Below are 25698 nucleotides of genomic sequence, written 5' to 3'. Positions count from 1 at the left end.
GGGTCCGGACGCGGCGCTGACGGGTGTGGTGCCGGTGTGTGTCACAGGCTCGGAGGTGCTGGCGGTGGCCGGTGCTCGTCGGGGTCGTGGTGAGGTGGCGGTGGTGTTCGCCGCGCTGGCGGCGCTGCACACCCACGGCGTGAGCGTGGACTGGCATCCGGCCTACGCCGGTCTGGTCGACGCGGACCGGCCGGTGCCCGTGGAGCTGCCGACGTATCCCTTCGAGCACCAGCGCTACTGGGCCGACGGCACGGGCGCCACCGCCTCCGTCACCTCGGCCGGGCTGGAGACCGTCGAGCACGCCGTGCTGTCGGCGGCCGTCGACCTCGCGGACGAGGACGGCCTGGTACTGACCGGCCGCCTCGCCCTCCGCGAGCAGGACTGGCTGGCCGATCACACGATCGTCGGCGCGGTCGTCGTACCCGGCACGGCCTTCGTGGAGCTGGCCGTCCGGGCCGCCGACCGGGTGGGCTGCGACGAGGTCGAGGAACTGGTCCTCGGATCCCCGCTGGTGATGTCGGACCAGGACACCGTCGACCTGCAGATCGTGCTCGGACGGCCCGACGGTTCCGGCCGGCGCACCATCGCCGTCCACAGCCGCCCGGGCGGCACGGAGGGCCGCACCGCGCCGTGGACCCGGCACGCCACCGGTGTCCTCGCGCCCGGTGCCACGGCGCCCGGACCCGACGACCTGACGGCCTGGCCGCCGCCCGCACCCGAACTGCCCGTCGCCGACGCCTACCAGCGGCTGGCCGCGCACGGTCTCGGTTACGGACCGGCGCTGCGCGGCATGACCCGCGCCTGGGGCAGCGGGGACGACCTGTGGGCGGAGGTGGAACTGCCGGCCGGCACCACGGCCGCCGGATACGGCGTGCACCCGGCGTTGTTGGACGCGGCGCTCCACCCCTTCGCGCTGCTCGCGGTCGAGGGTGCCGGAGCGGACACCGCCCCGGTCCGGGTGCCCTTCTCCTGGAGCGGCGTCCGGCTGCACGCGTCCGGCGCGACCGCGCTGCGGGTGCACCTCGCACGCCGCGGCGAGGACGTGGTGGCCCTCGAGGTGGCCGACGCGGCGGGCTCGCCGGTCGTGTCGGTGGCCTCCCTTGTGTTCCGGGCCATCGCGCCGGAACAGCTGAGCGCCGCCGGCGCCCAGCGGCACGACGCGCTGTTCACCACCGCCTGGAGCCCCGTACCGGCCGGCCCGGCCGGCGATCCGCACGTGGCGCTCCTCGGCCCGGACGACCTGGGCCTGACGGGCGTGGAGCGCCATCCGACGCCCGCGGCGCTGGCCGAGGCGGTCGCGGCCGGAGCCCGGCTGCCCGACGTCGTCCTGACGGCCGTCGGCCGCACGGCGGACGGGCACGCGGCTGCGGACGGCACCGCGCTCGCCGCCGAACCGGCCCGGAAGGACATACCCGACGCCGTCCACGACACCGTCTCGCAGGTGCTGGCGCTGCTCCAGGAATGGGTGGCCGACGAGCGGCTGGCCGGCTGCCGGCTGGCCCTGGTGACGCGGGGAGCGGTCGCCCCCGAGGCCGGGCACGGCCCGGACGATCTGGTCGCCGCTCCGGTGTGGGGCCTGGTCCGCGCGGCACAGGCCGAGCACCCGGGCCGCTTCCTGCTGCTGGACCTGGACGACGATCCCGCCTCGGTGCGCGCCGCGCTGACCGCGCTCGCCGCCGACGAGACCCAACTGGCCGTACGGGAAGGCAGGTTGTTGGCGCCGCGGCTGGTCCGGGCGCAGCTCGGCGGCCGGCTCGTGCCGCCGGTGGACGCACCGGCCTGGCGACTGGACGCCGTACCCAGAGGATCGCTGGCCAACCTCGCGCTGGTGCCTGCCCCGGTCCCGGCCGGGCCGCCCGGCGCCGGGCGGGTACGGGTCGCGGTCCGGGCGGCGACACTGGACAACCAGGACGTGCTGGCGGCCCTCGGCATGCTGCCCGGAGAGGTGCCGCTGGGCGCGGAGGGTGCCGGAACCGTGACCGAGGTCGGCCCGGGCGTCACCGGACTCGCCCCCGGCGACCGGGTGTTCGGCCTGTTCCCCGGCGCCGTCGCCTCCCTCGCGGAGACCGACCACCGGCTGCTCGCGCCGATACCCGCCGCATGGTCGTACGCGCAGGCCGCCACCCTGCCGCTGTCCTGCCTCGCCGCCCACCGGGCCCTGCGCGCGCTCGCCGCCGACCGGCCGGGACGCACACTGCTGGTGCGCTCGGCGGACAGCGGGGCGGGCCCCGCGGTGGTGCGACTGGCCCGGCACCACGGCTGGCAGGTCCAGACGGTGGCCGCGGACTCCCCGCAGGCCCCCGACGGCCCGTTCGACGCGGTCCTCGACGCCGCCGAACTCCTGCCGTGGCCGGACCGGAACACCCTCGAGGAGGCCGTGGAGGCGTTCGCCGAACTGGCGCCGCTGTGGGCGGAGGGCGTGCTCGCCCCGCTGCCGGCGGCGGTGCGCGAGGTGGCCGGCGTCCGCGAGTCACTGAGCCTGCTCAACGAGACCGGACAGGCCCAGAAGGTCGTCCTCACCGTTCCGGCCGCACCCCGGCCGGACGGCACCGTGCTGATCACCGGTGGCACCGGCGGACTCGGCGCCCTGCTCGCCCGGCATCTGGTCGCGGAGCGCGGCGTGCGGCATCTGCTGCTGACGAGTCGGCGTGGTGCGCAGGCTCCGGGTGCGCAGGAGCTGGCCGCTGAGTTGCGGGGGTTGGGGGCGGAGGTGACGGTCGCCGCCTGTGACGTGGCGGACCGGGCGGCGCTGGCTGCTCTGCTGGAGACGGTTCCCGAGGGGCGTCCGCTGACCGCCGTCGTCCACGCAGCCGGCGTCCTCGACGACGGAACGCTGGAGACGCTGACCCCGCAACGCTGCGCCGCCGTACTGGCCCCCAAGGCCGACGCCGCCTGGCACCTGGCCGAGCTGACCCGCGGCCTCGACCTGGCCTCCTTCACGCTGTTCTCCTCACTCGCCGGCGTCCTCGGCAACGCGGGCCAGGGCAACTACGCGGCAGCCAACGCCTTCCTCGACGCCCTCGCCGCCCACCGCCGCGCCGAGGGACTCCCCGCGACCTCCCTCGCCTGGGGTCCCTGGGCCACCGACGGGATGGCCGGCGACCTCGCCACGGCCGACCTCGGGCGGCTGGCCCGGCTCGGCGCCGCAGCGCTGACGACCGACGAGGGCCTCACCCTGTTCGACGCGGCGGCCGACCTGCCCGGAGCGCTCGTGGCGGCCCGTCTGACGCCGCCCCGGCACCCCGACGGCGAGGTGCCGCCTGTGCTGCGCGGCCTGTTCCCGCGCCCGGCCCGCCGGACCGCCCAAGCGGCAGCCGCACCCCGCTCCGCGCTCGCCGACCGGCTGGCCCGACTGCCGGAGGCAGCCCGGGCGCAGGCCCTGACCGACCTGGTCCGCGAACATGTCGCGGACGTCCTCGGACATTCCGGACCCGCCACCGTCGACCCGGCACGGCCCTTCAAGGAGTCCGGCTTCGACTCGCTCACCGCCGTCGAGCTGCGCAACCGACTCGACGCGGCGACCGGGCTGAGGTTGCCGGCCACCCTGGTCTTCGACCACCCCACCCCGGAGGCCGTCGCCGCCCTGCTGCTCGAACGGGTCGCGCCCTCCGCACCGCGGCCCGCCCTCCCCGACGCCGGCGGCACGGCGACCCCGGACGACGAGGACGCCATCGCCATCATCGCCATGAGCTGCCGCTACCCCGGTGGGGCGAACGACCCCGAGACGCTGTGGCGGCTGGTCGCCGACGGCCGGGACGCGACCTCCGCCTTCCCCACCGACCGCGGCTGGCGCGTCGAGGACCTGTACGACGCGGACCCGGACGTGCTGGGCACCGCCTACACCCGGCGCGGCGGCTTCGTCGACCACGCCGACGCCTTCGACGCCCAGTTCTTCGGCATCTCGCCCCGCGAGGCGCTGGCCATGGACCCGCAGCAGCGGCTGCTGCTGGAAACCGCGTGGGAGGCCTTCGAACGGGCCGGCATCGACCCCGCCGCGGTGCGGGGCAGCGACACCGGCGTGATCCTCGGCGTCGTACCGGCCGAGTACGTCACCCGCCCGCCCGGCACCCCGCACGACCTGGAGGGCTACCTGCTGACCGGCAACACCACCAGTGTCGCCGCCGGACGAGTGGCCTACACCTTCGGCCTGCAGGGCCCCACCTTCACCGTCGACACCGCGTGCTCCTCGTCCCTCGTTGCGATCCACCTGGCCGCCCGCGCCCTGCGCAACGGTGAGTGCTCACTGGCACTCACCGGAGGCGCCACGGTCATCGCCAGCCCGACGGTGTACGTCGAGTTCAGCCGCCAGCGCGCCCTCTCGCCCGACGGCCGCTGCCGGGCGTTCGCGGCGGGCGCGGACGGCACGGGCTTCGCCGAGGGCGCCGGGATGCTGCTGCTGGAGCGGCTGTCGGACGCGCGGCGCAACGGGCACAAGGTGCTGGCCGTGATCCGGGGCAGTGCGGTCAATCAGGACGGCGCGTCGAACGGTCTGACCGCACCGAACGGTCCGGCCCAGCAGCGGGTGATCCGGCAGGCGCTGGCCGACGCGGGTCTGTCGGCGGCGGACGTGGACGTGGTGGAGGCGCACGGTACGGGCACGACGCTGGGCGATCCGATCGAGGCGGAGGCGCTGATCGCGACCTACGGCGCGGAGCGTTCGGCGGAGCGGCCGTTGTGGCTGGGTTCGCTGAAGTCGAACATCGGGCACACCCAGGCGGCTGCGGGTGTCGGCGGTGTGATCAAGATGGTGGAGGCCATCCGTCATGCCGAGCTGCCGCGCACCCTGCACGTGGACGAGCCGTCCCCGCACGTGGACTGGTCGGCGGGCACGGTCCGGCTGCTGACCGAACCCCAGCAGTGGAAGCACGACGGCCCCCGCCGGGCCGGGGTCTCCTCCTTCGGAGTCAGCGGCACCAACGCCCACGTGATCCTCGAACAGGCCCCGGACGCCGAACGGCCCGCTCCCGCACCGCGGATGCCGCAGGGCACGCTGCTGCCCTGGGTGCTCTCCGCCCGGAGCGCCGACGCCCTGCGGGAACAGGCCCGGCGACTGCTGGACCGGCTCGCCGCGGACCCGGACGCCGAGCCGGCCGCCCTCGCGGCGGCCCTCGTCACCACCCGGGCCGAGTTCGAACACCGGGCCGTGATCGTCGGCTCCGACCGGGCCGAACTGATCCAGGGACTGACCGCGCTCGCCGACGACGTCCCCGCCCCCCACCTCGTCTCCGGCCTCGCGGAGAGCCGGATCGACCCGGTGTTCGTCTTTCCGGGGCAGGGGTCGCAGTGGGTGGGGATGGGCCGGGAGTTGCTGGCGAGTGAGCCGGTGTTCGCGGAGCGTCTTGCCGCGTGTGCGGCGGCGTTGGAGCCGTTCACGGGGTGGTCGGTGGTGGATGCGCTGCGCGGGGGTGCGGGTGCGCCGTCGTTGGAGCGTGTCGATGTGGTGCAGCCGGTGCTGTTCGCGGTGATGGTGTCGTTGGCCGCGGTGTGGCAGGGGTTCGGTGTGCGTCCGGCGGCTGTGGTGGGGCATTCGCAGGGGGAGATCGCGGCCGCGTGTGTGGCGGGTGCGTTGAGCCTGGAGGACGCGGCGCGGGTCGTGGCGCTGCGTTCCAGGGCGATCAGGGCACTGGCCGGACAGGGCGGCATGCTCTCCGTCGCGACCTCCGCCGAACAGGCCGCCGCCCTCATCGCCGACCGGCCCGGACGGCTCGCGCTCGCCGCCGTCAACGGCCCCACCGCCGTCGTCGTCTCCGGCGACGGCGAGGCCCTCGACGACCTGGCCGACCACTTGACGCGCGAGGGAGTGCGCACCCGCCGGATCCCCGTCGACTACGCCTCGCACTCGGCCCACGTCGAGGCCATCGAGGAGGAGCTGAGCACCCTGCTGGCCGGACTCGACCCCCGGCCCGCCGAGGCCGCGTTCTGGTCGACGACGACAGCCGGACAGCTCGCCGACACCACGGTCCTGGACGGCGCGTACTGGTACCGCAACCTGCGCCGGACGGTGCGCTTCCACGAAGTCGTCGCGGCGCTGGCCGAGCAGGGCCACCGGCTGTTCGTGGAGAGCAGCCCCCACCCCGTCCTCGCGGCGGCCGTCCAGGAGACGCTGGACACCGTCGCACCCGGCGTCGCCGGGGCGCTCGGCACGCTGCGGCGCGACGACGGTGGCCGCCGCCGGCTGCTGCTGTCACTGGCCGAGGCGTACGTCCAGGGTGCCCCGGTGTCCTGGCGCGGGCTGCTCGCCGGTACCCCCGCCGACCCGGCCGCGCTGCCGACCTATCCCTTCCAGCGGGAGCGGTACTGGCTCGACCCGGCCGGCCGGCCGCGCACCGCCTCCGGGACGGGCCCGGCGGGCCACGGGCATCCGCTGCTCGACACCGCCGTCGTCCTGGCGGGCGACGCGGGCGTCCTGCTCACCGGGACGCTCTCGCTCGACGCCCACCCGTGGCCGGCCGACCACGCCGTGGACGGAGTGGTCCTGCTGCCCGGCACCGCTTTCCTCGAACTCGCCCTGCACGCCGGCCGGCAGACCGACTGCGCCGAGGTGGAGGACCTCACCCTCGAGGCTCCGCTGGCCCTGCCCGCGACCGGGGACACCCGGCTGCAGGTGCTGGTGGGCCCGGCCGACGCCGAGGGCCGCCGCCCGGTCACCGTGCACTCCCGCCCGGCGACCGACGGAACCGGACAGGAGGCGGACTGGACCCGGCATGCCTCCGGCACCGTACGGCCCACGACGGCGCCCGCCCCGTCGGCGGCACCGGCCGGAGTCCCCTGGCCGCCCACGGGCGCGGAGCCGGTCGACGTCGACGCCTTCTACCCGCTGCTCGCCGAGCGCGGCTACGGCTACGGCCCGGGCTTCCAGGGTCTGCGCGCCGCCTGGCGACGGGACGGACAGCTGTTCGCCGAGGTGCGGCTGCCCGGGGGCGACGGTTTCACCCTGCATCCCGCGCTGCTCGACGCGGCCCTGCACGTGCTGGCCCTCGAAGCGGCCACCGAACCCGCCGACGGCGGGATCCGCCTGCCCTTCGCCTGGAGCGGGGTCAGGCTGCACGCGACCGGAGCCACGGCCCTGCGCGTCGCCGTGACCCCGGCCGGCCGGGACACCGTGTCGCTGGCGCTGAGCACACCGGACGGCACCCCGCTCGCCACCGTGGACGAACTCACGGTCCGCCCGATCAGCGCCCGGCAGCTGGCCGCCCTGCGCACCGCCGGTCACCTGCCCCTGCACCACGTGGAATGGGCCGAACTGCCGCCCGCCCCGGCCTCGCCCGAGCCCTCCTGCGTGCTGCTGCACGCCGTGGAGGAGACGCGCACTCCCACCGGGAACCCGGCCGTGGACCCGGAACTGCTGGCCCTCGCCGCCCTGGCCGAGGCCGAGCGGGTGCCCGACCTCGTGCTGGTGCGGTCCGCGGCCGCCCCGGACGACGGCAGCCCCGAGGCGGTCCGGGGCGCGCTCCACCGCGTACTGGAACTGGTCCAGACCTGGCTGGAGGACGAGCGCTTCGAGGGCTCCCGGCTGGTCGTGTGCACCCGGAACGCGGTCGGCGCCGATCCGGGGACCCGGCTCACCGGCCTCGCGGACGCGGCCGTATGGGGACTCGTCCGCGCCGCACAGTCCGAACACCCCGGCCGCCTGGCCCTCCTCGACCTGGACGAGGACGCCGACCGGCCGGCGCCGCCGCACCCGGTGCTGTCCCGGCTCGCCGCCGGCGAACCGCAACTGGCCCTGCACGACGGCCGCGTCCTCGCCCCCCGGCTCACCCTCGCCGGACCCGCGCCGAGCGGCACCGGTCCGGCGGAGCACGGCGATCAGCCCGGCGCCGTCGCGCCGGGCGGCATCGACCCGGCGGGCACGGTCCTGATCACCGGCGGCACCGGCACCCTCGGTGCCCTGGTCGCCCGGCACCTGGTCGCCGCACACGGCGTACGGCACCTGCTGCTCACCAGCCGGCGGGGCGAGGACGCCCCCGGAGCCGCCGAACTCGTCGCCGAACTCGCGGAGTCGGGCGCCGAGGTGACCGTCGCCGCCTGTGACGTGGGCGACCGGACGGCGCTGGCGGACCTGCTCGCGGGCCTCTCCACCGAGCACCCGCTGACCGCCGTCGTGCACACCGCGGGCGTCCTCGACGACGGCGTCGTCGGCTCGCTCACCCCGAGCCGGCTCGACACCGTGCTGCGGGCCAAGGCCGACGCGGCGTGGCACCTGCACGAGCTGACCCGGGACCTGGACCTGAGCGCGTTCGTGCTGTTCTCGTCCGTCGCCGGCACCCTGGGCAGCCCCGGCCAGGCCAACTACGCCGCCGCCAACGCCTACCTGGACGCCCTCGCCCGGCACCGCCGGGCCACGGACCGGCCGGCCCTGTCGCTGGCCTGGGGGCTGTGGGCCGAGTCCAGCGGCATGACCGGCCACCTCGACGGCGCTCACCTCGAACGGCTACGGCGCGGCGGCGTCGTACCGCTCACCGGCGACGACGGGCGCGCCCTGTTCGACGCCGGGCTGCGCTCCGGACGTGCCGCGCTGGTTCCCGTCCGGCTGGACACCGCCGCGCTGCGGCAGGCGGCGGCCCAGGGCACCCTGCCCACCCTGCTGCGGGACCTGGTCCCCGCCGCCGCCCGCGAGACCGCGAGCCCCGAGACGGAGGTCCCGGCCGTCGACCGGATCCTCGCCCTTGCGCCCGAGCAGCGCGAGGAGGCCCTCCTGGACCTGGTCCGGGCCACCGTGGCCGCGGTCCTCGGCCACGCCTCACCGGAGTCGGTGGATCCGCTCCAGGCGTTCAAGGAGCTCGGATTCGACTCGCTCACCGCCGTCCAGCTGCGCAACCGCCTGAGCGCCTCGACCGGGCTGCGGCTGCCGGCGACCCTCGTCTTCGACCACCCCACGCCCGCGGCACTCGCCGCCCACCTGGGCACCGAACTGCTGCCGCCCGTCACCGCCCCGGCGGACCACCTGCTGGCCCGGCTGAGCGAACTGGAGGACGCGCTGCCCGACGAGGCGGCGGACGAGGAGACCAGGCACCTGGTCACCACCCGGCTGGAGGCCGTTCTCGCCCGCTGGCGCCGGCCCGCGGGCACCGAGCCGGCCGAGCGGCTCCAGGAGGCGTCGGCCGACGAGATCTTCGCCTTCATCGACAACGAACTCGGCCGACGCACCACCTGAGCGCCCACGGCACCGCTGCGGCCGCCTCCCGACGAGGCTGAGAAGAGGCTGAACGTACATGACAAACGAAGAGAAGCTCGTCGACTACCTCAAGTGGGTCACGGCCGATCTCCAGCGGACCCGCGAACGCCTCCAGGAGGTGGAGGCCGAACGGCTGGAGCCGATCGCCGTCGTCGGCATGGCGTGCCGTTTCCCCGGCGACGTCCGCGCCCCGGAGGACCTGTGGGACCTGGTGGCCGCCGGCACCGACGCCATCGGCGACCTGCCCACCGACCGGGACTGGGACCCGGACCTGTACCACCCGGACCCCGAGCGGCCCGGCCGCGTCACCACCCGGCAGGGCGGTTTCCTCCACGACGCGGCCGACTTCGACGCCGAGTTCTTCGGCATGAGCCCGCGCGAGGCGCTCGCCGTCGACCCGCAGCAGCGGCTGCTCCTGGAGACCTCCTGGGAGGCGGTGGAACGCGCGGGCATCGTCCCCGGCACCCTCCGTGGCGAGCGCGTCGGGGTGTACGTCGGCGCGATGTACGGCGACTACGGCTCCCGGCTGCGCCAGGTACCGAGCGACCTGGAGGGCTTCATCGGCAGCGGCAGCGCGGGCAGCGTGGCCTCGGGCCGGATCGCCTACACCCTCGGGCTCGAGGGTCCGGCGGTGACGGTGGACACGGCCTGCTCCTCGTCCCTCGTGGCCATCCACCTGGCCGCCCAGGCGCTGCGGCGCGGTGAGTGCACCCTCGCCCTGTCCGGCGGGGTGACGGTGATGGCCACCCCCGGCGTCTTCGTGGAGTTCAGCCGCCAGCGCGGACTGGCCCCCGACGGCCGCTGCCGGGCGTTCGCGGCGGGCGCGGACGGCACGGGCTTCGCCGAGGGCGCCGGGATGCTGCTGCTGGAGCGGCTGTCGGACGCGCGGCGCAACGGGCACAAGGTGCTGGCCGTGATCCGGGGCAGTGCGGTCAATCAGGACGGCGCGTCGAACGGGTTGACGGCGCCGAACGGTCCGGCCCAGCAGCGGGTGATCCGGCAGGCCCTGGCCGACGCGGGTCTGTCGGCAGCGGACGTGGACGTGGTGGAGGCGCACGGCACCGGTACGACGCTGGGTGATCCGATCGAGGCGGAGGCGCTGATCGCCACGTACGGCCGGGAGCGTTCTGCGGAGCGGCCGTTGTGGCTGGGGTCGCTGAAGTCGAACATCGGGCACACCCAGGCGGCTGCGGGTGTCGGCGGTGTGATCAAGATGGTGGAGGCCGTCCGGCGCGGTGAGCTGCCGCGCACCCTGCACGTGGACGAGCCGTCCCCGCACGTGGACTGGTCGGCGGGCACGGTCCGGCTGCTGACCGAGCACCGGCCGTGGCAGGGCGACGGCCCCCGCCGGGCGGGGGTGTCCTCCTTCGGCATCAGCGGCACCAACGCCCATCTGATCCTGGAGCAGGCCCCCGAGGAGGACCCGCCCCCGGCGGTGCACACGCCGGCCCCGCTGCTGCTGTCGGCGCGGTCGCCGGAGGCGCTGCGGGAACAGGCGGACCGGCTGCACCGGCACCTGACGGCGCGGCCCGGCACCGGGCTGGGCGACGTGGCGTACACGCTGGCCACCGCGCGTACGGCGTTCCCGCACCGGGCCGCCGTCCTGGGAGCCGACCGCGACGAACTGCTCGCCGGGCTCCAAGCCCTGGCCGAGGGCCGACAGACCCCGGGCGCGCTGCGGGGGAGGGCCGTCACCAGGAGCCGTACGGCGTTCCTCTTCACCGGTCAGGGCGCCCAACGGGTCGGCATGGGACGCGAGCTGTACCGGTCCTTCCCGGTGTTCGCCGCCGCCCTGGACGAGTTGTGCGGGCATCTGGACCCGCTGCTGGGACGGCCCCTGCGGGACGTGATGTTCGACGGTCCGGCCGAGACACTGGACCGCACGGCCTTCACCCAGCCCGCGCTGTTCGCGTACGAGGTGGCGCTGTTCCGGCTCGTCGAGTCCTACGGTGTGCGTCCGGACGTGCTCATCGGGCATTCGGTGGGGGAGCTGGCGGCGGCCCACGTCGCCGGCGTGCTGTCGGCGGGCGACGCGTGCGCCCTCGTGGCGGCGCGCGGGCAGCTGATGGAGGCCGCCACCTCGGGCGGAGCCATGGTCGCGGTACGGGCCGCCCCCGAGGAGGTCGCCGCCTCGCTGCCGGAGGGCGATCCGGTGGCGATCGCCGCGGTGAACTCCCCGCGTTCCACGGTCGTCTCCGGGGACGCCGAGGCCGTGGCCGCGACCGCCGCGCACTGGCGGGAACGCGGAGCCAAGGTGCGCTCGCTGCAGGTCAGCCACGCCTTCCACTCCGCGCACATGGACCCGGCCCTCGACAAGTTCCGCACCGTGGCCGCCACCGTCGAGTTCCGGCCGCCCGCCCTGCCGGTCCTGTCCAACCTGACCGGTCAGGAGGCCACCGCCGAGCAGCTGACGTCCCCGGACTACTGGACCCGGCACATCCGCGAGACCGTCCGCTTCGCCGACTGCGTCAGCGTCGCCGAGGCCCGCGGAGTGACGGCCTTCCTGGAGATCGGGCCCGACGCGGTGCTCGCCCCGCTGGCCGCCGAGTCCCTGTCGGCCGAGGCGCTCACCGCGCCCGCCGTGCAACGCGACCGCTCCGAGACGCGGAGCCTGCTCGCGGCCGTGTGCCGGCTCCAGCTGCACGGGGTCGCGGTGGACCGGTCCGCGCTCGTGCCGCCGGCCGGCACGATCGAGCTGCCGACGTATGCCTTCCAAAGGCGCCGGTACTGGCTGCGGGACACGGCCGGGGAGCCGGGCGAGCGGCTCGACGACTGGTTCTGGACGGCCGTGGCGGACGGCGACAGCCGGGCGCTCATCGACACCCTGGGCCTCACGCCCGATCAGGTGGCCGCCGCACAAGGACTGCTGACCGCCGCGCGGCAGTGGCGGGAGGAACGGCTGAGGGCGACCGCCGTAGCCGATGACTCACCGCTGACCGCAGAGGCCCGGGCGGCTGTCGCCGACGGTCTGCCGCCGGGCCCCGAGGCACTGGCCGAACAACTCGCCGGGCACGACCGGGCCGGTCGGGAGCGGCTGCTGCTGACCATGGTCCGCACCATGGCGGCCGACGTACTCGCGCTGCCCGGCCCGGACGACCTCGACCCGGAGGTCGACTTCCTCGACGTCGGATTCTCCTCGCTCACCGCGGTGGAGCTGCGCAACCGCCTGTGCGCCGTGACCGGGCTGCCGCTGCCGCCCAGCGTCATCTACGACCTGCCCACCCCGCGCGCTGTGGCGGTCTATCTGGACGAGGAACTGGGCGAGCGGGAAGCGAAGGGCGTACCGAGCCTGGAGGTGACGGCGTGAACGACACCGTGGTGATCGCCGGTGGCGGACCCGCCGGCCTGATGCTGGCCTGTGAACTGGGGCTCGCCGGGGTGCCCGCCGTGGTCCTGGAGGAGCGGCCGGCACGGGAGCGGTCGTCCGGCGGCATGCTGCTGCACGCCCGCTCGGTCGACGCGCTGCGCAGGCGCGGCCTCGCGGACCGCTTCCGGGACGCCGGCACGCCCGTGTGGCCGCGCACCCACTTCGCCTTCCTCTGGCTCGACCTGTCCGAACTCGGTGAGACCGACTACGACCTGATCGTCCCCCAGTGGCGTACCGAGGAACTGCTGGAGCAGCGCGCCGTGGAGCTGGGTGCGCGCGTCCTGCTCGGCCACCGGCTGACCGGGCTGCGCCAGGACGAGGACGGGGTCGAGGTCCGGGTCGGCTCCGCCGCGGGCGAACAGGTGCTGCGCTGCGCCTACCTGGTGGGATGCGACGGCCCGCACAGCACCGTGGCGACACTGGGCGGCTTCGGCTTCCAGGTGCTGGCACCGTCGTACTACGGAGTGATCGCCGACGTGGCGGTGCCCGGCGACGCCCAGGAGCACTTCCGGGCCGGCGTCCATCCGGAGGGCCAGTTCGGCGTGCTGCCCATGAACCCGCGCGACCCGTCCGAAGTGCGGCTGATGACCGTCGAGTTCGACCGCGAGCCGCCGGCCGCCGACGTTCCGGTGACCGCCGGGGAGATGCGCGCCGCGATCCGCCGGATCACCGGTGCCGACGCCGAGTTCGCCGAACCGCGCTGGATGACGCGGTACGGCAGCCCCACGCGGCTGGCCACCTCCTACCGAGAGGGACGGCTGCTGCTCGCCGGCGACGCCGCCCACCCGCACCCGCCGTCCTCCGGCAACGGTCTGAACACGGCTCTGCACGACAGTCTGAACCTGGGGTGGAAGCTCGCGGCGACGGTCCGCGGCTCGGCGCCGCCCGGCCTGCTCGACACGTACCACGCCGAGCGGCACCCCGTCGGCCGTCGCGCCTGCATGCGCGCGCTCGCCCAGGTGCCGCTCCAGCACCCGCCGGAGCGGGCGGAGCCGCTGCGCGAGCTGTTCGCCGAGCTGATCGAGTACCCGGAGGTCAACCGGCACCTGGTGCAGGCCGTCACCCGGGTCCGCTACCCCATCGCCTACCCCGGCCTTCCCGCCAAGGAGCACCCGTTGCTCGGGGACACCCTGCCCGACGCGACCCTGCGCACGGCGGACGGTGAGGTGGAGGCGGCGGGGCTGCTGGCCGACGGGCGAGGGCTGCTGCTGTCCCTCGGCGCCGGACAGGCGCCCGACCTCACCGGCTGGTCGGACCGCGTCAACGTGGTCCGCGCGGCCGAGGCCGGGACCCTGGACGCCCGGTGGCTGCTGGTCCGGCCGGACGGCCACGTCGCCTGGGTCGACACCGGCGAGGCCGACCGGGACGGCCTGCTGGCCGCGGTCACGACGTGGTTCGGGCCGGCCCGCCCGGCGGGCTGACCGCGCGGCGTGGGCCGGACCGTGCCTGGTCCAGGCGCGCTCGGCCGGCGCGCAGGACTCGACCGGGTCCCTGGCCGAAAGGGGACCCGGCCGAAGGGCCGGGGCCGTCGGCGCGCCCGGCCGCCTCCGTGGGCGTCGCCACTTAGTCCTGCCTTAAGGACCTCATTAGATGCCCCCTCCATCCTGGCTGAAGATGCACCGTGTGCGGCCGGGTGCCGTCCACGGCTCGGACGTCGGAGGGAGTTGGCGGATGAACCAGACGGCGGCGCAACATCAGGGGTGCCCTGTGGGACCGGGCGCCATGGAGGAGCGGATCCGGAGGTGGAGCACCTACCAGCCGTGGCTCCAGGCGGACCCGGTCGGCGCGTGGCACGAGATCCGGGAGCACGGACCGGTGCTGCGCTCCGAGGAGTTCGGCGGTTACTGGATCCTCACCCGGTACGCCGACATCGAGTGGGCGGCCCGCAATCCGGACCTGTTCTCCAGCGCCGACATCGGTATACCCAACCGCCAGATATACAAGGACAAACTCATCCCCATCCAGCTGGACGGGGAGGACCACCGCAAGTGGCGCCAGGCACTTTCCGCGTTGTTCAACCCCGCCGTGGTCAACCACATCACCCCGCAGATCCGCGAGGCGGCCGTGGACGCCATCGAGCCCATAGCCGCCCGCGGTTCCTGCGAGTTCGTCGAGGACTTCGCGGTCCGGCTGCCCGCCGAGACCTTTCTGATCAACTTCGGTATCGACCGCTCCCATCTGCCCGAACTCCTCGACCACAAGAACTGGCTGCGCCGTGAGGGCCTGCCCAACGCCCGGAACGACGAGGAACTGCACGCGGCCGGACGGCCGTTGTGGGAGTTCTTCAGCGCCGCCGTCGATGAGCGCCGGGCCGCGGGCACCGAGGGCCGGCGCGATGTCATCAGCTCGCTGCTGCGCGCCGAGCACGAGGGCCGGCCGCTCACCCAGGACGAGATCGTCAACATCATCCTGATGACCATGTTCGCCAGCCTGGACACCTCCAACTCGCTGCTCAGCATGGTCTTCCGGCACCTCGCCGAGCACCCGGAGGCCCAGCGCACCGTCGTCGAGCAACCGCACCGCATCCCGGCCATGGCCGAGGAACTGATCCGCCACGAGGCGATGGTGTCCACCGCGCGCGTGGTCACCCGGGACGTCGAACTGCACGACGTCAAGCTCCGCGAGGGCGACCGGGTGATGATGTCCTGGGGCATGGCGGGCCTCGACCCCGACGTCTTCGAGCGCGCGGACGAGGTCGACTTCGACCGGGAGTCGGTGCGCCACCTCGCCTTCGGTATCGGCCCGCACCGCTGCCTCGGCATGCACCTGGCCCGCCGGATCATCAAGGTCGCGCTGGAGGAGTGGCACGCCAGGATCCCGGAGTACCACCTCACCCCCGGCACCGAGCCGGTCTCCCGCTACTCGCCGATCCGCGGTCTGGACCGGCTGGAGCTGACGGTGGGGGTGGCCCGATGAGTGAACGGATCGGTATCCGGGTCGACTCCGACGTCTGTCAGGGATACGCCCTGTGCCATGCCATGGCACCCGAGGTCTACGAGATCGACGAGGACACGGGTTTCAACGGCATGGGGGAGTTCGAGGTGTCCGAGCGCCTGCGCGGTCCGGCCGCGCGCGGTGCGGCGGCCTGCCCCGAACGCGCCATCCGACTGCTGCTCGAGGAGGTGGAGCGATGACCGACTCCTCGCTTCGGTCCAGGGGCGCCGGCGCGGACACCGCCGCGACGCCGGTGCGGTACCCCGGCGTCACCCTCGCCGTGATCATCAGCTGCCAGTTGATGATCGTCGTCGCGACGACGGTGGTGAACATCGCCCTGCCCGGCATCCGGGAGAGCCTCGGCTTCTCCCCGACCGACCTGTCCTGGGTCGTCAACGCCTACATGCTGACCTTCGGCGGCCTGCTGCTGCTCGGCGGCCGGTGCGGTGACCTGCTCGGCCGTCGAGCGGTCTTCCTGACCGGCATCGCGATCTTCACCGCCTGCTCACTGCTGGCCGCGCTCGCGCCGACCGCGCCGGTGCTGCTGGCGGCCCTGGTGGGCCAGGGCCTCGGTGCCGCGCTCGCCGAGCCGACCTCGCTGGCGATGCTGGCCACCACGTTCGCCGAGGGCCCCCAGCGCAACCGCGCGCTCGGCGCCTTCTCCACCGTGGCCGGCGCGGGCACCGCCGTCGGGATGATCCTGGGCGGCCTGCTCTCCCTCGCCTCCTGGCGCTGGACCCTCTTCCTCAACGTGCCGATCGGTGTCGCCGTGCTGCTGGTCACCCCTCGCTTCGTCGCGGAGACCGAGCGCCGGCCCGGCCGGTTCGACCTGGCGGGCGCGCTGACGTCGACGGCCGGCATGGCGGCGCTGGTGAACACCTTCATCCAGGCGCAGAGCCACGGCTGGACCGACGAGGCCACGCTGCTGTCCGGCGCGGCGGCCGTACTGCTGCTGGTGATCTTCATGGCGGTCGAGGTCCGGGCCGAGCAACCGGTGGTGCCGCTGCGCCTGCTGGCCCGGCGCGAGCGGGCGGCGGCGTACCTGGACACCCTGCTGGTCGGCGCCACCGTCTCCGGACTGTTCTTCTTCCTCACGCAGTTCCTGCAGACGGTGCTGGGCTACAGCGGACTGCGGGCCGGCTTCGGTTTCCTGCCCCTGGCCGTGCTGATGGTGGTCTCCGCGGTCGCCGCACCGCGCCTGCTGGCCCGGCTGGGTGCCCGGCCGCTGCTGGTCGTCGGCGCGGCCGTGCTCGGCGCCGGGACGTTCTGGTTCTCCCGCATCACCGAGTCGACCGGCTACGCGAGCGGGCTGGCCGTGCCGCTGGTGCTGGTCGGTCTCGGGCTCGGGCTGACCGTCATGCCGCTCAACTCCATCATCCTGAGCGGGGTCACCCGCGGGGAGGCCGGCGCCGCCTCCGGGCTCCAGCAGGCGATGCTGCGGGTGGGCGCCTCGCTGGGCCTTGCGGTACTCGTCACGGCCGGCGGAAGCTCCGGCGCCCACCGGGCACCGGCGCCCGGCTCGGGTCACGCCGGGCTCGTCCACAGCATTGAGACGGGATTCACGGTCGCCACAGGTTTCGTTCTCTGCGCACTGGTTCTCGGGCTGGTCGCATTTCGGAACGGATCGGCCCGCCCGGCTCGAAACGGAAAGTGAACGCTCGTTCAAGAATCGAATTCGACTGTTACGGCAGAGTGCGCAAGTGCTAACTTGCCGCTGCAGCGCGCGTGATAACGGGGGAATTCACCAGGGTCGGAGTTTCGTTCCCGCAATACTGGAATTCATCATTCCGCATGTCCCTTGCGGGCGAAGTGACGGTAAAGAATTCCCCAAATTCATCTCTAGAATTCGGAATGGAATGATGACTGCGAACGGGTGGAACGTTCTGAGCGGTGACGGGAAGACCGCTCCAGCGCTGGCCTCCGACTTCCCGGCGACCGGCCGCACCGTCGCCGGATTCGGTGACCTGGTGCGCGGGCTGGGGGACGCCGCGCCCGCCCTGTGGGAGACCGCCCCGCCCCGGCCCGGCCAGGAAGCCGGAATGACCGGGGAGGACTATCTGCGGCACTGGCAGGCGGGCGCCGCGTCCGCCGGACCGGTCCGCGCGGTGCTCGGCTTCTGCGTGGGCAGCGTGTTCGCCGCCGGCCTGGCCGCCGAGATCGGCCGCCTGCAGGGCGAGGCACCGCGACTCGTCCTGTTCGACCCCGAACGTCCCGACGTCGACCTGCTGCACCGCCACTACCACGAACTCATCGGCGGCCTGGCCCCGATGCTGTCCCCCGACGAGATCGACGAGGCACGCCGAGCCGGCCAGGAGACCCGGCGGGCGCACACGGCCATGCGCCCGCTGGCCGAGGACCTGTGCGAGCTGTTCCGCAAGTACGGCGAGCCCGCCTTCCGGCGCACCGGCCTGGACGCGGAGCGCGGCGCCGAAGTGGTCGCCACGTTCGCCTCCTTCCTCGGCTACCTCGTCGCCGCCTCCGACCTCGACCCCCGCCCGGCCTGGGCGGACGCGGTCGCCATCAGCTCCGCCACGCCACACAGCGGTCTCAACCCCCTGCCGCCGCAGGAGCGTTCGACCCTGGTGGCCCGCGAAATCGCCTTCGACCTCCCCCACACGGAGCTGCTCCGCGACACCGGTGTCGCGCGAACGGTCTCCCAGCTTCTCGCGTGACGGCGTTCGCGAAGGAAGGAAAAGCAATGCAAGCGTTGGGATCCGGGGCATCCACCGAGGTCCGCGACCTGGCCAGATCCGAGGTCGCCGGACGCAAGGAGGAAGCGCTCTGGCTGTTGGAGAGACTGGCCCCGCGCAGCGCGGCCAACAACCTGTCCGTCGCCTTCCGGGTGGACGGCAGGCTCCAGGAGTTCCCGTTGCAGGAGGCCCTCACCCTCCTGCTGCGCAGACACGAGGCACTGCGCACCGTCTACCGGGCCGCCGGGGCCCACCTCACCCGATCCGTCCTCGACCCGGCGGACGTGCGCCTCGTCCCGAGCGTGCTCACCACCCGCCCGGAGAATCTCGACGCCGATCTGACGGCCTTCGTCGCCGAGCGCTTCCCGCTCGACGGCAGCCTGCTGCTGCGCGCCGCCGTCTTACGCGGCGCCGACGGCGACGTGTTCTGCCTGGCCGTGCACCACCTGGTGTTCGACACCCTGTCGGGCGTGCCCTTCCTGGCCGAACTGGCCGAGGCCTACGGCGCGCTGCTGGGTTCGGGCGTGCCACCGGCCGCCCTGCTGGAGCCGGTGCCCGCCCTCGTCGAGCCCGAGCCCACCGAGGAGAGCCTGGAGTTCTGGCGGGGGCAGCTCGCCGACTACGACCTCGGCGCCCTCGACCTGTGGTGCGGGGTGCCCGACGTCGCCGAACCGACGCTGGTCGGGGACCGGGTGCTGCACGACCTCTCCGAATCGGCCAGAGCGGCTGTGAAGCGACTCCAGCGGGAGGTCCGGGCGCCCGAGACGGTCGTCCTGCTCGCCGCCTACCAACTGCTGCTGGCCGCACACGGCGCGGGACCCGACCTGGCGGTCGGTTCGCCCGTGGACGTACGCCCGCGCGAGGCGGCGGACGCCATCGGCTACCACGTGAACGTGCTGCCCCTGCGCGCCCGCGTGACGCCCGAACAGAGCGTCCGCAGCTTCGTACGCGCCACCCGCGAAGTCTTCTTCGAGGCCCTGGCGCACGCCGACGTCCCGGTCGACCATCTGACCCCGCTGGTACCGCGTGGCGGCTCCAGCTGGCGGAACATGCTGTTCCGGCACCTGTTCAACTACGTGCCCGGCAGCGTCCTGCCCCGGTTCGCCATCGGCGGACTGACGGCCGAACCACTGGTGGTGGAGAACGGCTACAGCAAGTTCGACCTGGAGTTCTTCGTGGTCTCCGCACCGGACCGGCTGCGTGTCCGGGCGGTCTACTGCACCGAACTGCTGACCCGCCAGGACGTCGAACTGCTCCTTCAGCGGTACGAGGCGCTGCTGGTCCAGCTCGCCGAGGACGTCGAGCGACCGGTCGGCGCGCTGCGGGTGTGGAGCGAGCAGGACCGCACGGTGATCGCGAGCGCCAACCGGACCCAGGCGGAGGTGGGTTCGGAATCGGTCCTCACGGCGTTCACGACAGGTCTGCTCGCTCACCCGGACGCCCCGGCGGTGCACACGACGGACGGCACCACCAGTTACCGGCAGCTGTGGCACGCGGCCGTCGCGGTGCGGGAGCGGCTGACCGAGGCCGGTGCAGGCACCGGCGACGTGGTCGCCGTCGCCGCCCAGCGCGGTCCCGAACTGGCCGCGGCCGTCCTCGGAAGCTGGCTGGCGGGCGCCGCCTACCTGCCGCTCGACCCCGAGCACCCCGAGCAGCGGATCGCCTACCAGCTCGCCGACTCCGGCGCCCGTGCCGTCGTCGCCGGGCCGGGCGTCCGCCTGCCCGGCGCTAGCGACCGTACGGTGCTGACCCTGGCGCCGGCCGGTGACGCCCCGGCCCGGCCGCTGCCCGCCGCACCCGTGACGGCCGACCCGGCCGCTCCGGCGTACCTGATCTACACCTCGGGCTCGACCGGCCGACCCAAGGGCACCGTCGTCGGCCACCGGGCACTGGCCAACCTCGTCGCACACTTCGGTACCGAGGTGGAGGCCGGCCCTGGCACCACCGCGGTGTGGCTGACCACCTTCTCCTTCGACATCTCCGGACTGGAGCTGTACGTCCCGCTCGCGCACGGCGGCAGCGTCGTGGCCGCCCCGGACGAGGCCCGCACCGACGGCGGCGTCCTGCGCGCGCTGATCGAGCGGCACGACGCGGACGTCGTCCAGGCCACCCCCACCACCTGGCGGTTGGTGCTCGACGAGGCCGGCTCCGCGCTGCGCGGCCGGCGCGTCCTGTGCGGCGGTGAGGCGGCGCCCCAGCCGCTGGTGGAGCAGCTGCTGGCCACCGGCTGCACCCTGCACCACGTCTACGGCCCCACCGAGACGACCATCTGGTCCACCTCGGCGATCCTGAGACCCGGCGATCCCGAGCCGGCCGGGATCGGCCGGCCCATCGCCAACACCCGGGTCATGGTGCTCGCCCCGGACGGCACCGAACTGCCGATCGGAGTGCGCGGGGAGCTGTGCATCGGCGGTGACGGCGTCGCCCTCGGCTACCACGGGCGACCCGAGCTGACCGCCGAACGGTTCGTGGACGACCCCGAGCGGGGCCGCTACTACCGGACCGGAGACCTCGCCCGCTGGCGGGCCGACGGCACCCTCGAACTGCTGGGCCGTGCCGACCGCCAGATCAAGCTGCGCGGCAACCGGATCGAACCGGGCGAGATCGAGGCCGTGCTCCTCGCCCACCCGTCCGTGCGGGGCGCGGCCGTGGCGCTGGTCGGCGATCCCGACACCGACGCGGCCCTGACCGCCTTCGTCGAACCGGCGGGCGCCGACCGCACCGGTGGGACGGAGGACCTGGTGGAACGGCTCTGGGAACACGCCCGGACCGAACTGCCGCGCGCCCTGGTACCGCAGGACTTCCTCGTCCTGGACACCCTGCCCACCACCCTCAACGACAAGGTGGACTATCCGGCGCTTCTCGAACTGGCCCGCCTGCGCCGGGCCGAGGCCGCGCCCCAGGGCCCGGCGCGGGAAACCGGGGACACGCTGGTCGGGAACCTGGTCGGCCTGTGGCAGCGCGTGCTGAACCGCCAGGACATCACCGCGGACACCAACTTCTTCTCCCACGGAGGCCATTCACTGCTCGGAGCACTGCTGGTGCAGGAGGCGGAGGCGCTCGTCGGCGTGCGGGTGGCGCTGTCCGAACTGTTCGAGCATCCGACACCGAGACGGCTCGCCGGGCATCTGCGCGCGGCCGGTGGGGACCAGATCGAGACAAGGCGGGAGAGCGAATGAGGTACCAGGTGCTGGGGCCGCTCCAGGTCATCGACCACGGCGTCGTCCGCCAGATCAGTGCGCCCAAGATGGAGAACGTGCTCGCGACCTTGCTGGCGCGGGGCAACCAGGTCGTCTCGGTGCCGCAGCTCACGCTGGAGATCTGGGGAGAGAACCCGCCCCGGCGGGCCACCTCGGCGATCCACGTCTACATATCCCAGCTGCGCAAGCTGCTGTCCGGAGCCGACCAGGGCGAGTCCCCGCGCCCGGCCGGCCCGATCATCACCTCGACGTCCGGGTACCTGCTCCAGGTGAAGCCGGACGACCTGGACTGCTGGGTCTTCCAGCGACTGGTGCAGCGCGGGCGGGCCGAACTCGGCGCCCGCCGCTACACGGCGGCCAGCGCGACCCTGGCCGGCGCGCTGGATCTGTGGCGCGGTCCGGCGTTCGGCCAGCTCGGCAACGGGCCGATCGTCACCGGGTTCACCGACTGGCTGGAAGAGCTGCGTCTGGAGTGCGTGGAGCGGCAGATCGAGGCCGAACTGGCCCTCGGTCACCACCGTGAGCTGGTGGGCCGGCTGTACCGGCTGATCTCGGAGCACCCGCTGCACGAGGTCTTCTACGCCCAGCTGATGCGGGCGCTGTTCGCCTCCGACCGGCGGGCCGACGCCCTCGCCGTGTACGCGCACGCCGCGGACGTGCTGCGCAGCGAACTGGGCCTGGAGCCCGGTCTGCGACTGCGCGAGCTGCAACGGGTCGTGCTGATCGCGGACGGCCGCGAGCGCGTGGCGCTGGCACCGGCGGTCTGACGGAACAGGGAAGCCGGCCCCGTGGCGAGCGCTCGCCACGGGGCCGACTGCTGTCAGGTCACGCATCCCCGGCCCGTGGGCTCAGCCCGCGGACCCGGCCTGCTGCGGCTTGGCCGGTGCGGGCGCCGGGGCCGCCTGTGCCTGCTTGCTCTTGTCCTTCAGGAACAGGGCCACCACGAAGGCGACGACGAAGAACGGCAGGGCCCAGCGGAACATGCTCTGCGTGCCGCCGGCCACGGCGTCCACGTACGCCGCGCGGGCCGACTGGGAGAGCGACTCGATCGCGCCCGAACCCGCGCGCCCACCGTTGTCGTGCACGGCCTGCAGCTCGGCGGCGGAGAGCTTGGAGTCGAGGGAGTCGGTGAGCCGGCTGGTGAAGACGGTCGCGAAGAGCGCCGTACCGAACGAGCCGCCGACGGAGCGGAAGAACGTCAGCGTGCCGCTGGCCACGCCCATGTCCTTCAGCTCGACGCTGTTCTGGGTGATCACCATGACGTTCTGGAACAGCAGGCCCAGACCGATACCGAAGATCACCATGTAGAGCGAGGAGACGACACGGGAGGTGTCCACGTCGAGCATGGACAGCAGGAACGAGCCGACGCTCAGGAACGCCCCGCCGGCCAGCAGGATCAACCGGTGGCGGCTGGACTCGCTCATCAGCCGGCCGCTGTACATCGAGGCGACCAGCATGCCGCCGAGCACGGGGAGCAGCAGCAGGCCGCTGCTGGTGGCGGACAGGTGCTGGACGCTCTGCTGGTAGACCGGCAGGTAGGTGATGGTGCCGTAGAGGGCGATGCCGACGAGGAAGCCGAGCACCAGGCTGCCGACGAAGTTGCGGGAGCGGAACAGGTGCGGCGGCAGGATCGGCTGGGCGGCCCGGCGCTCGACCAGCACGGTGCCGATGACGGCGACCACCGCGAGGGCGATCAGGCCGAGGATGGTGGGCGAACCCCAGGCGTACTCGTTGCCGCCCCAGGTGGTGAAGAGCACCACGGCCGTGCTGGCGACGCTGAGCAGGACGGCACCGAGGTAGTCGATGCGGCCGGTGCCCCGGTTGTGCGGCAGGTTGAGCCGGGCCGCCACGTACCAGACGGCGACGGCGGCGATCGGCACGTTGAGGTAGAACGCCCAGCGCCAGGAGGCGTGGTCGGTGAGCGCGCCACCGAGCAGCGGGCCGCCGACGGTGGCGACCGCGCTGAGGGCGGCGATGTAGCTCTGGTACTTGCCGCGCTCCTTGGGGGCGACCATGACGCCGATCACGGCCATGACGCCGACCATCAGACCACCGGCGCCGATGCCCTGCAGGGCGCGGAAGGCGATCAGCGTGGCCATGGACTGGGCGACACCGCAGAGCACGGAACCGATCGTGAAGATCGCGATCGAGGCGAGCAGCAGCTGCTTGCGGCTGAAGAAGTCGCTCATCCGGCCCCAGAGCGGAGTGGAGACCGTGGACGTCAGGATGTAGGCGGTGATGACCCAGGAGAGGCGGTTGAATCCGCCGAGGTCACTGGCGATGGTCGGCAGTGCGGTGGTGACGATCATCGCGTCGAGCATGGAGAGCAGGAGCGCGAGCATCAGCCCGGGCAGCACACTGCGGATGCCGGCGTTGGGGCTTGGCGCCGCTGAAGAGGACACGGTGGGGACTCCCCGGATTGGAAGGAACGGGAGGAACCAGTCGGGCTAACCGGGCCCATGGACCCGGTTACGGACGATACGGGGCCGCCGCCCCGGTTGTCAACGAAGTGCGGCCACATGCGGGGCCGCCGCCCCGGTTGTCGCGGAAGTGCGGTTACAATCGGAGGCCTCCGCCCGCCCTGAGGCGTTCTGGCGGGGCTTGTGACGATGGGGAGGCACCATGGCAGTCGGCAAGTCGACAGGACTCGACTCCGCCATTCCCTACGCGCCGCCGCCCCCGCGACCGCTGCGCGCCGACGCCCGCCGCAACCGCGACCAGATCCTCGCCGCCGCGCTGGAGACCTTCGCGGTCGAGGGGCACGCGGTCTCGCTGGACGAGATCGCGCGTCGCGCCGGCGTCGGGGCGGGCACCGTGCACCGGCACTTCCCCACCAAGGAAGCGCTGTTCGAAGCCGTGATCATCACCCGGATCCAGCGGCTGACCCAGAAGGCCCGCGAACTGACCGGCCCGGCGGACCCCGTCGAGGCGCTGTTCGGCTTCCTCTTCGACGTCCTGGAGGAAGGCCGCGCCAAGAAGGACCTGGTGGACGCGCTGATCGGGGCCGGGGTCGACGTGGGCGAGGTGACGGGCCCGGCCGCCCTCGGTCTGAACGAGGCCCTGGGAGTGCTGCTGACCCGCGCTCAGGAGGCGGGGGTACGCGAGGACGTGGCCGTCGCCGATCTGATGGCCGTCATGGCGAGCACCCTGATCGCGGCGCAGCGCACCGGTGACCCGCAGCTGCCGCGCCGCATGCTCGCGGTCTACTGCGACGGCCTGCGCGGCGGGGGCGGCACGGCGACCGAGGACTGAACGAACCGGGCCGGTGGCGGCCCGGAACGGGGGGAGTGACGTGCGGAGCCGGGCAGAGACGTGCGGATCAGGGGGGCGGTGTGCGCAGGAACGCGCGGTGCGGCGGACCGGGCCGGCGGCGCCCTCCGGCGGCGGGCGGCGCGAACCGCCCGCCCGGCCGCCCGAGTTCGCGGTGGACGTGACATGACGGGCGAGCGCGTCACCCGGGCCGGCTCAGAGATGCTCGCGCAGCGCCGCCCGGATCCCGGCGACGACGACGTCCCGCTGCTCCTCGAGGTAGAAGTGACCACCCGGCAGCACCCGCAGGTCGAACCCGCCGCTGGTGTGCCCCTCCCAGGCGCGGGCGTCCGCCACCGAGACCCGGGGGTCGGCGTCCCCGATCAGTACGGTCACCGGGCAGGCGACCGAAGCCCCCGGCTCACACCGATAGGACTCGATCGCCCGGTAGTCGCTGCGGATCGTCGGCAGGACCAGTGCCCGCACCTCGGGATCGGCGAGCAGCGCGGGATCCGTACCGCTGAGCGCCTGCAACTCGGCCACCAGCCCGTCGTCGTCCTTGCGGTGCACGAACTCCGGACGGAAGACGCTCGGCGCCCGCCGGCCCGAGGCGAAGAGGCGCAGCACCCGTGGACCCGGGCCCCTTTCGAGCCGGCGGGCCGTCTCGAAGGCGACCGCCGCACCCATGCTGTGGCCGAAAAACGCCAGTCGCTCATCCGGACGGCGCACCCTGAGCACCTCGGCCGCCCGGTCCGCAAGCGTGGCGATCCGGTCCAGGCAGGGCTCTCCCCGCCGGTCCTGCCGCCCCGGATACTGCACCGCCAGCACCTCGATCTCCGGCCTCAGGAGTTTGGCGTACGGGAAGTAGAAGCTGGCCGAACCCCCGGCGTGCGGGAAGCATACGAGGCGCAATCCGTCGACCACGGGTCCCTTTTCCATGGCCGCGTCGAAGGTGCGTATCCAGGCGTCGTAGTCCAGCGCTGCAGAAGTCATCGGATGCTCCCTATGGGCCGCGAAAACTTGGCAGTTGCAGGCTAGCGCGAACCGGGCCTATTTTGCTGGCGAATTACTGCAAACACCTGA

11 protein-coding genes and 1 pseudogene are annotated in these 25698 nt (G+C 73.7%); 10 read left to right on the top strand and 2 right to left on the bottom strand.

The window, feature by feature from the left end; all coding sequences use genetic code 11:
* Positions 1-64 precede the first annotated feature (64 nt).
* From ACGFRF_RS07560 to ACGFRF_RS07520, 9 genes and pseudogenes are all read left to right on the top strand, one after another.
* Complete coding sequence (locus ACGFRF_RS07560) at positions 65-9154, top strand: SDR family NAD(P)-dependent oxidoreductase (protein ID WP_393737662.1); 9090 nt, start codon at positions 65-67, stop codon at positions 9152-9154.
* A gap of 97 nt (positions 9155-9251) precedes the next feature.
* Positions 9252-12482 (top strand): annotated as a pseudogene (locus tag ACGFRF_RS07555) (type I polyketide synthase); the annotation flags it as partial.
* The gene (locus ACGFRF_RS07550; protein ID WP_393737661.1) at positions 12479-13963 is read left to right on the top strand and encodes an FAD-dependent monooxygenase; all 1485 of its coding nucleotides are present in this window, start codon (positions 12479-12481) and stop codon (positions 13961-13963) included. The pseudogene ACGFRF_RS07555 and the gene ACGFRF_RS07550, both read left to right, overlap by 4 nt.
* A gap of 301 nt (positions 13964-14264) precedes the next feature.
* Positions 14265-15458, top strand: coding sequence for a cytochrome P450 (locus tag ACGFRF_RS07545; protein WP_393737660.1), 1194 nt, complete (start codon positions 14265-14267; stop codon positions 15456-15458).
* On the top strand, positions 15455-15676 hold the full coding sequence (locus ACGFRF_RS07540) for a ferredoxin (RefSeq protein WP_393737659.1): 222 nt from the start codon (positions 15455-15457) through the stop codon (positions 15674-15676). Before ACGFRF_RS07545 ends, ACGFRF_RS07540 begins: the two co-directional genes overlap by 4 nt.
* Positions 15673-17130, top strand: coding sequence for an MFS transporter (locus ACGFRF_RS07535; RefSeq protein WP_393737658.1), 1458 nt, complete (start codon positions 15673-15675; stop codon positions 17128-17130). The genes ACGFRF_RS07540 and ACGFRF_RS07535 overlap by 4 nt, the downstream gene beginning before the upstream one ends.
* Before the next feature lie 205 nt (positions 17131-17335).
* Positions 17336-18148 carry a hypothetical protein gene (locus tag ACGFRF_RS07530; RefSeq protein ID WP_393737657.1) on the top strand — a complete coding sequence of 271 codons (813 nt, stop codon included), beginning with the start codon at positions 17336-17338 and terminating at the stop codon, positions 18146-18148.
* Positions 18149-18174: 26 nt separating this feature from the next.
* Positions 18175-21345 carry an amino acid adenylation domain-containing protein gene (locus ACGFRF_RS07525; RefSeq protein ID WP_393737656.1) on the top strand — a complete coding sequence of 1057 codons (3171 nt, stop codon included), beginning with the start codon at positions 18175-18177 and terminating at the stop codon, positions 21343-21345.
* Entirely contained in the window at positions 21342-22133 is a 792-nt protein-coding gene (locus tag ACGFRF_RS07520; RefSeq protein ID WP_393737655.1) for a BTAD domain-containing putative transcriptional regulator, read from the top strand. Before ACGFRF_RS07525 ends, ACGFRF_RS07520 begins: the two co-directional genes overlap by 4 nt.
* An 81-nt stretch (positions 22134-22214) precedes the next feature.
* Here the strand turns inward: ACGFRF_RS07520 and ACGFRF_RS07515 are convergent, their stop codons facing one another.
* Positions 22215-23768, bottom strand: coding sequence for an MDR family MFS transporter (locus ACGFRF_RS07515; RefSeq protein ID WP_393737654.1), 1554 nt, complete (start codon positions 23766-23768; stop codon positions 22215-22217).
* A 220-nt stretch (positions 23769-23988) separates the two neighbouring features.
* On the opposite strand from ACGFRF_RS07515, the gene ACGFRF_RS07510 reads away from it, so the two are divergent.
* Positions 23989-24618, top strand: coding sequence for a TetR/AcrR family transcriptional regulator (locus ACGFRF_RS07510; protein ID WP_393737653.1), 630 nt, complete (start codon positions 23989-23991; stop codon positions 24616-24618).
* A 213-nt stretch (positions 24619-24831) separates the two neighbouring features.
* Here ACGFRF_RS07510 and ACGFRF_RS07505 read toward each other — a convergent pair whose 3' ends face one another.
* Positions 24832-25608, bottom strand: coding sequence for a thioesterase II family protein (locus ACGFRF_RS07505; RefSeq protein ID WP_393737652.1), 777 nt, complete (start codon positions 25606-25608; stop codon positions 24832-24834).
* Positions 25609-25698 lie beyond the last annotated feature (90 nt).

The sequence above is a fragment of the Streptomyces sp. NPDC048521 genome, assembly GCF_043199855.1.
GTDB lineage: Bacteria > Actinomycetota > Actinomycetes > Streptomycetales > Streptomycetaceae > Streptomyces.
This window is presented reverse-complemented; position numbering and strand designations above follow the sequence as displayed.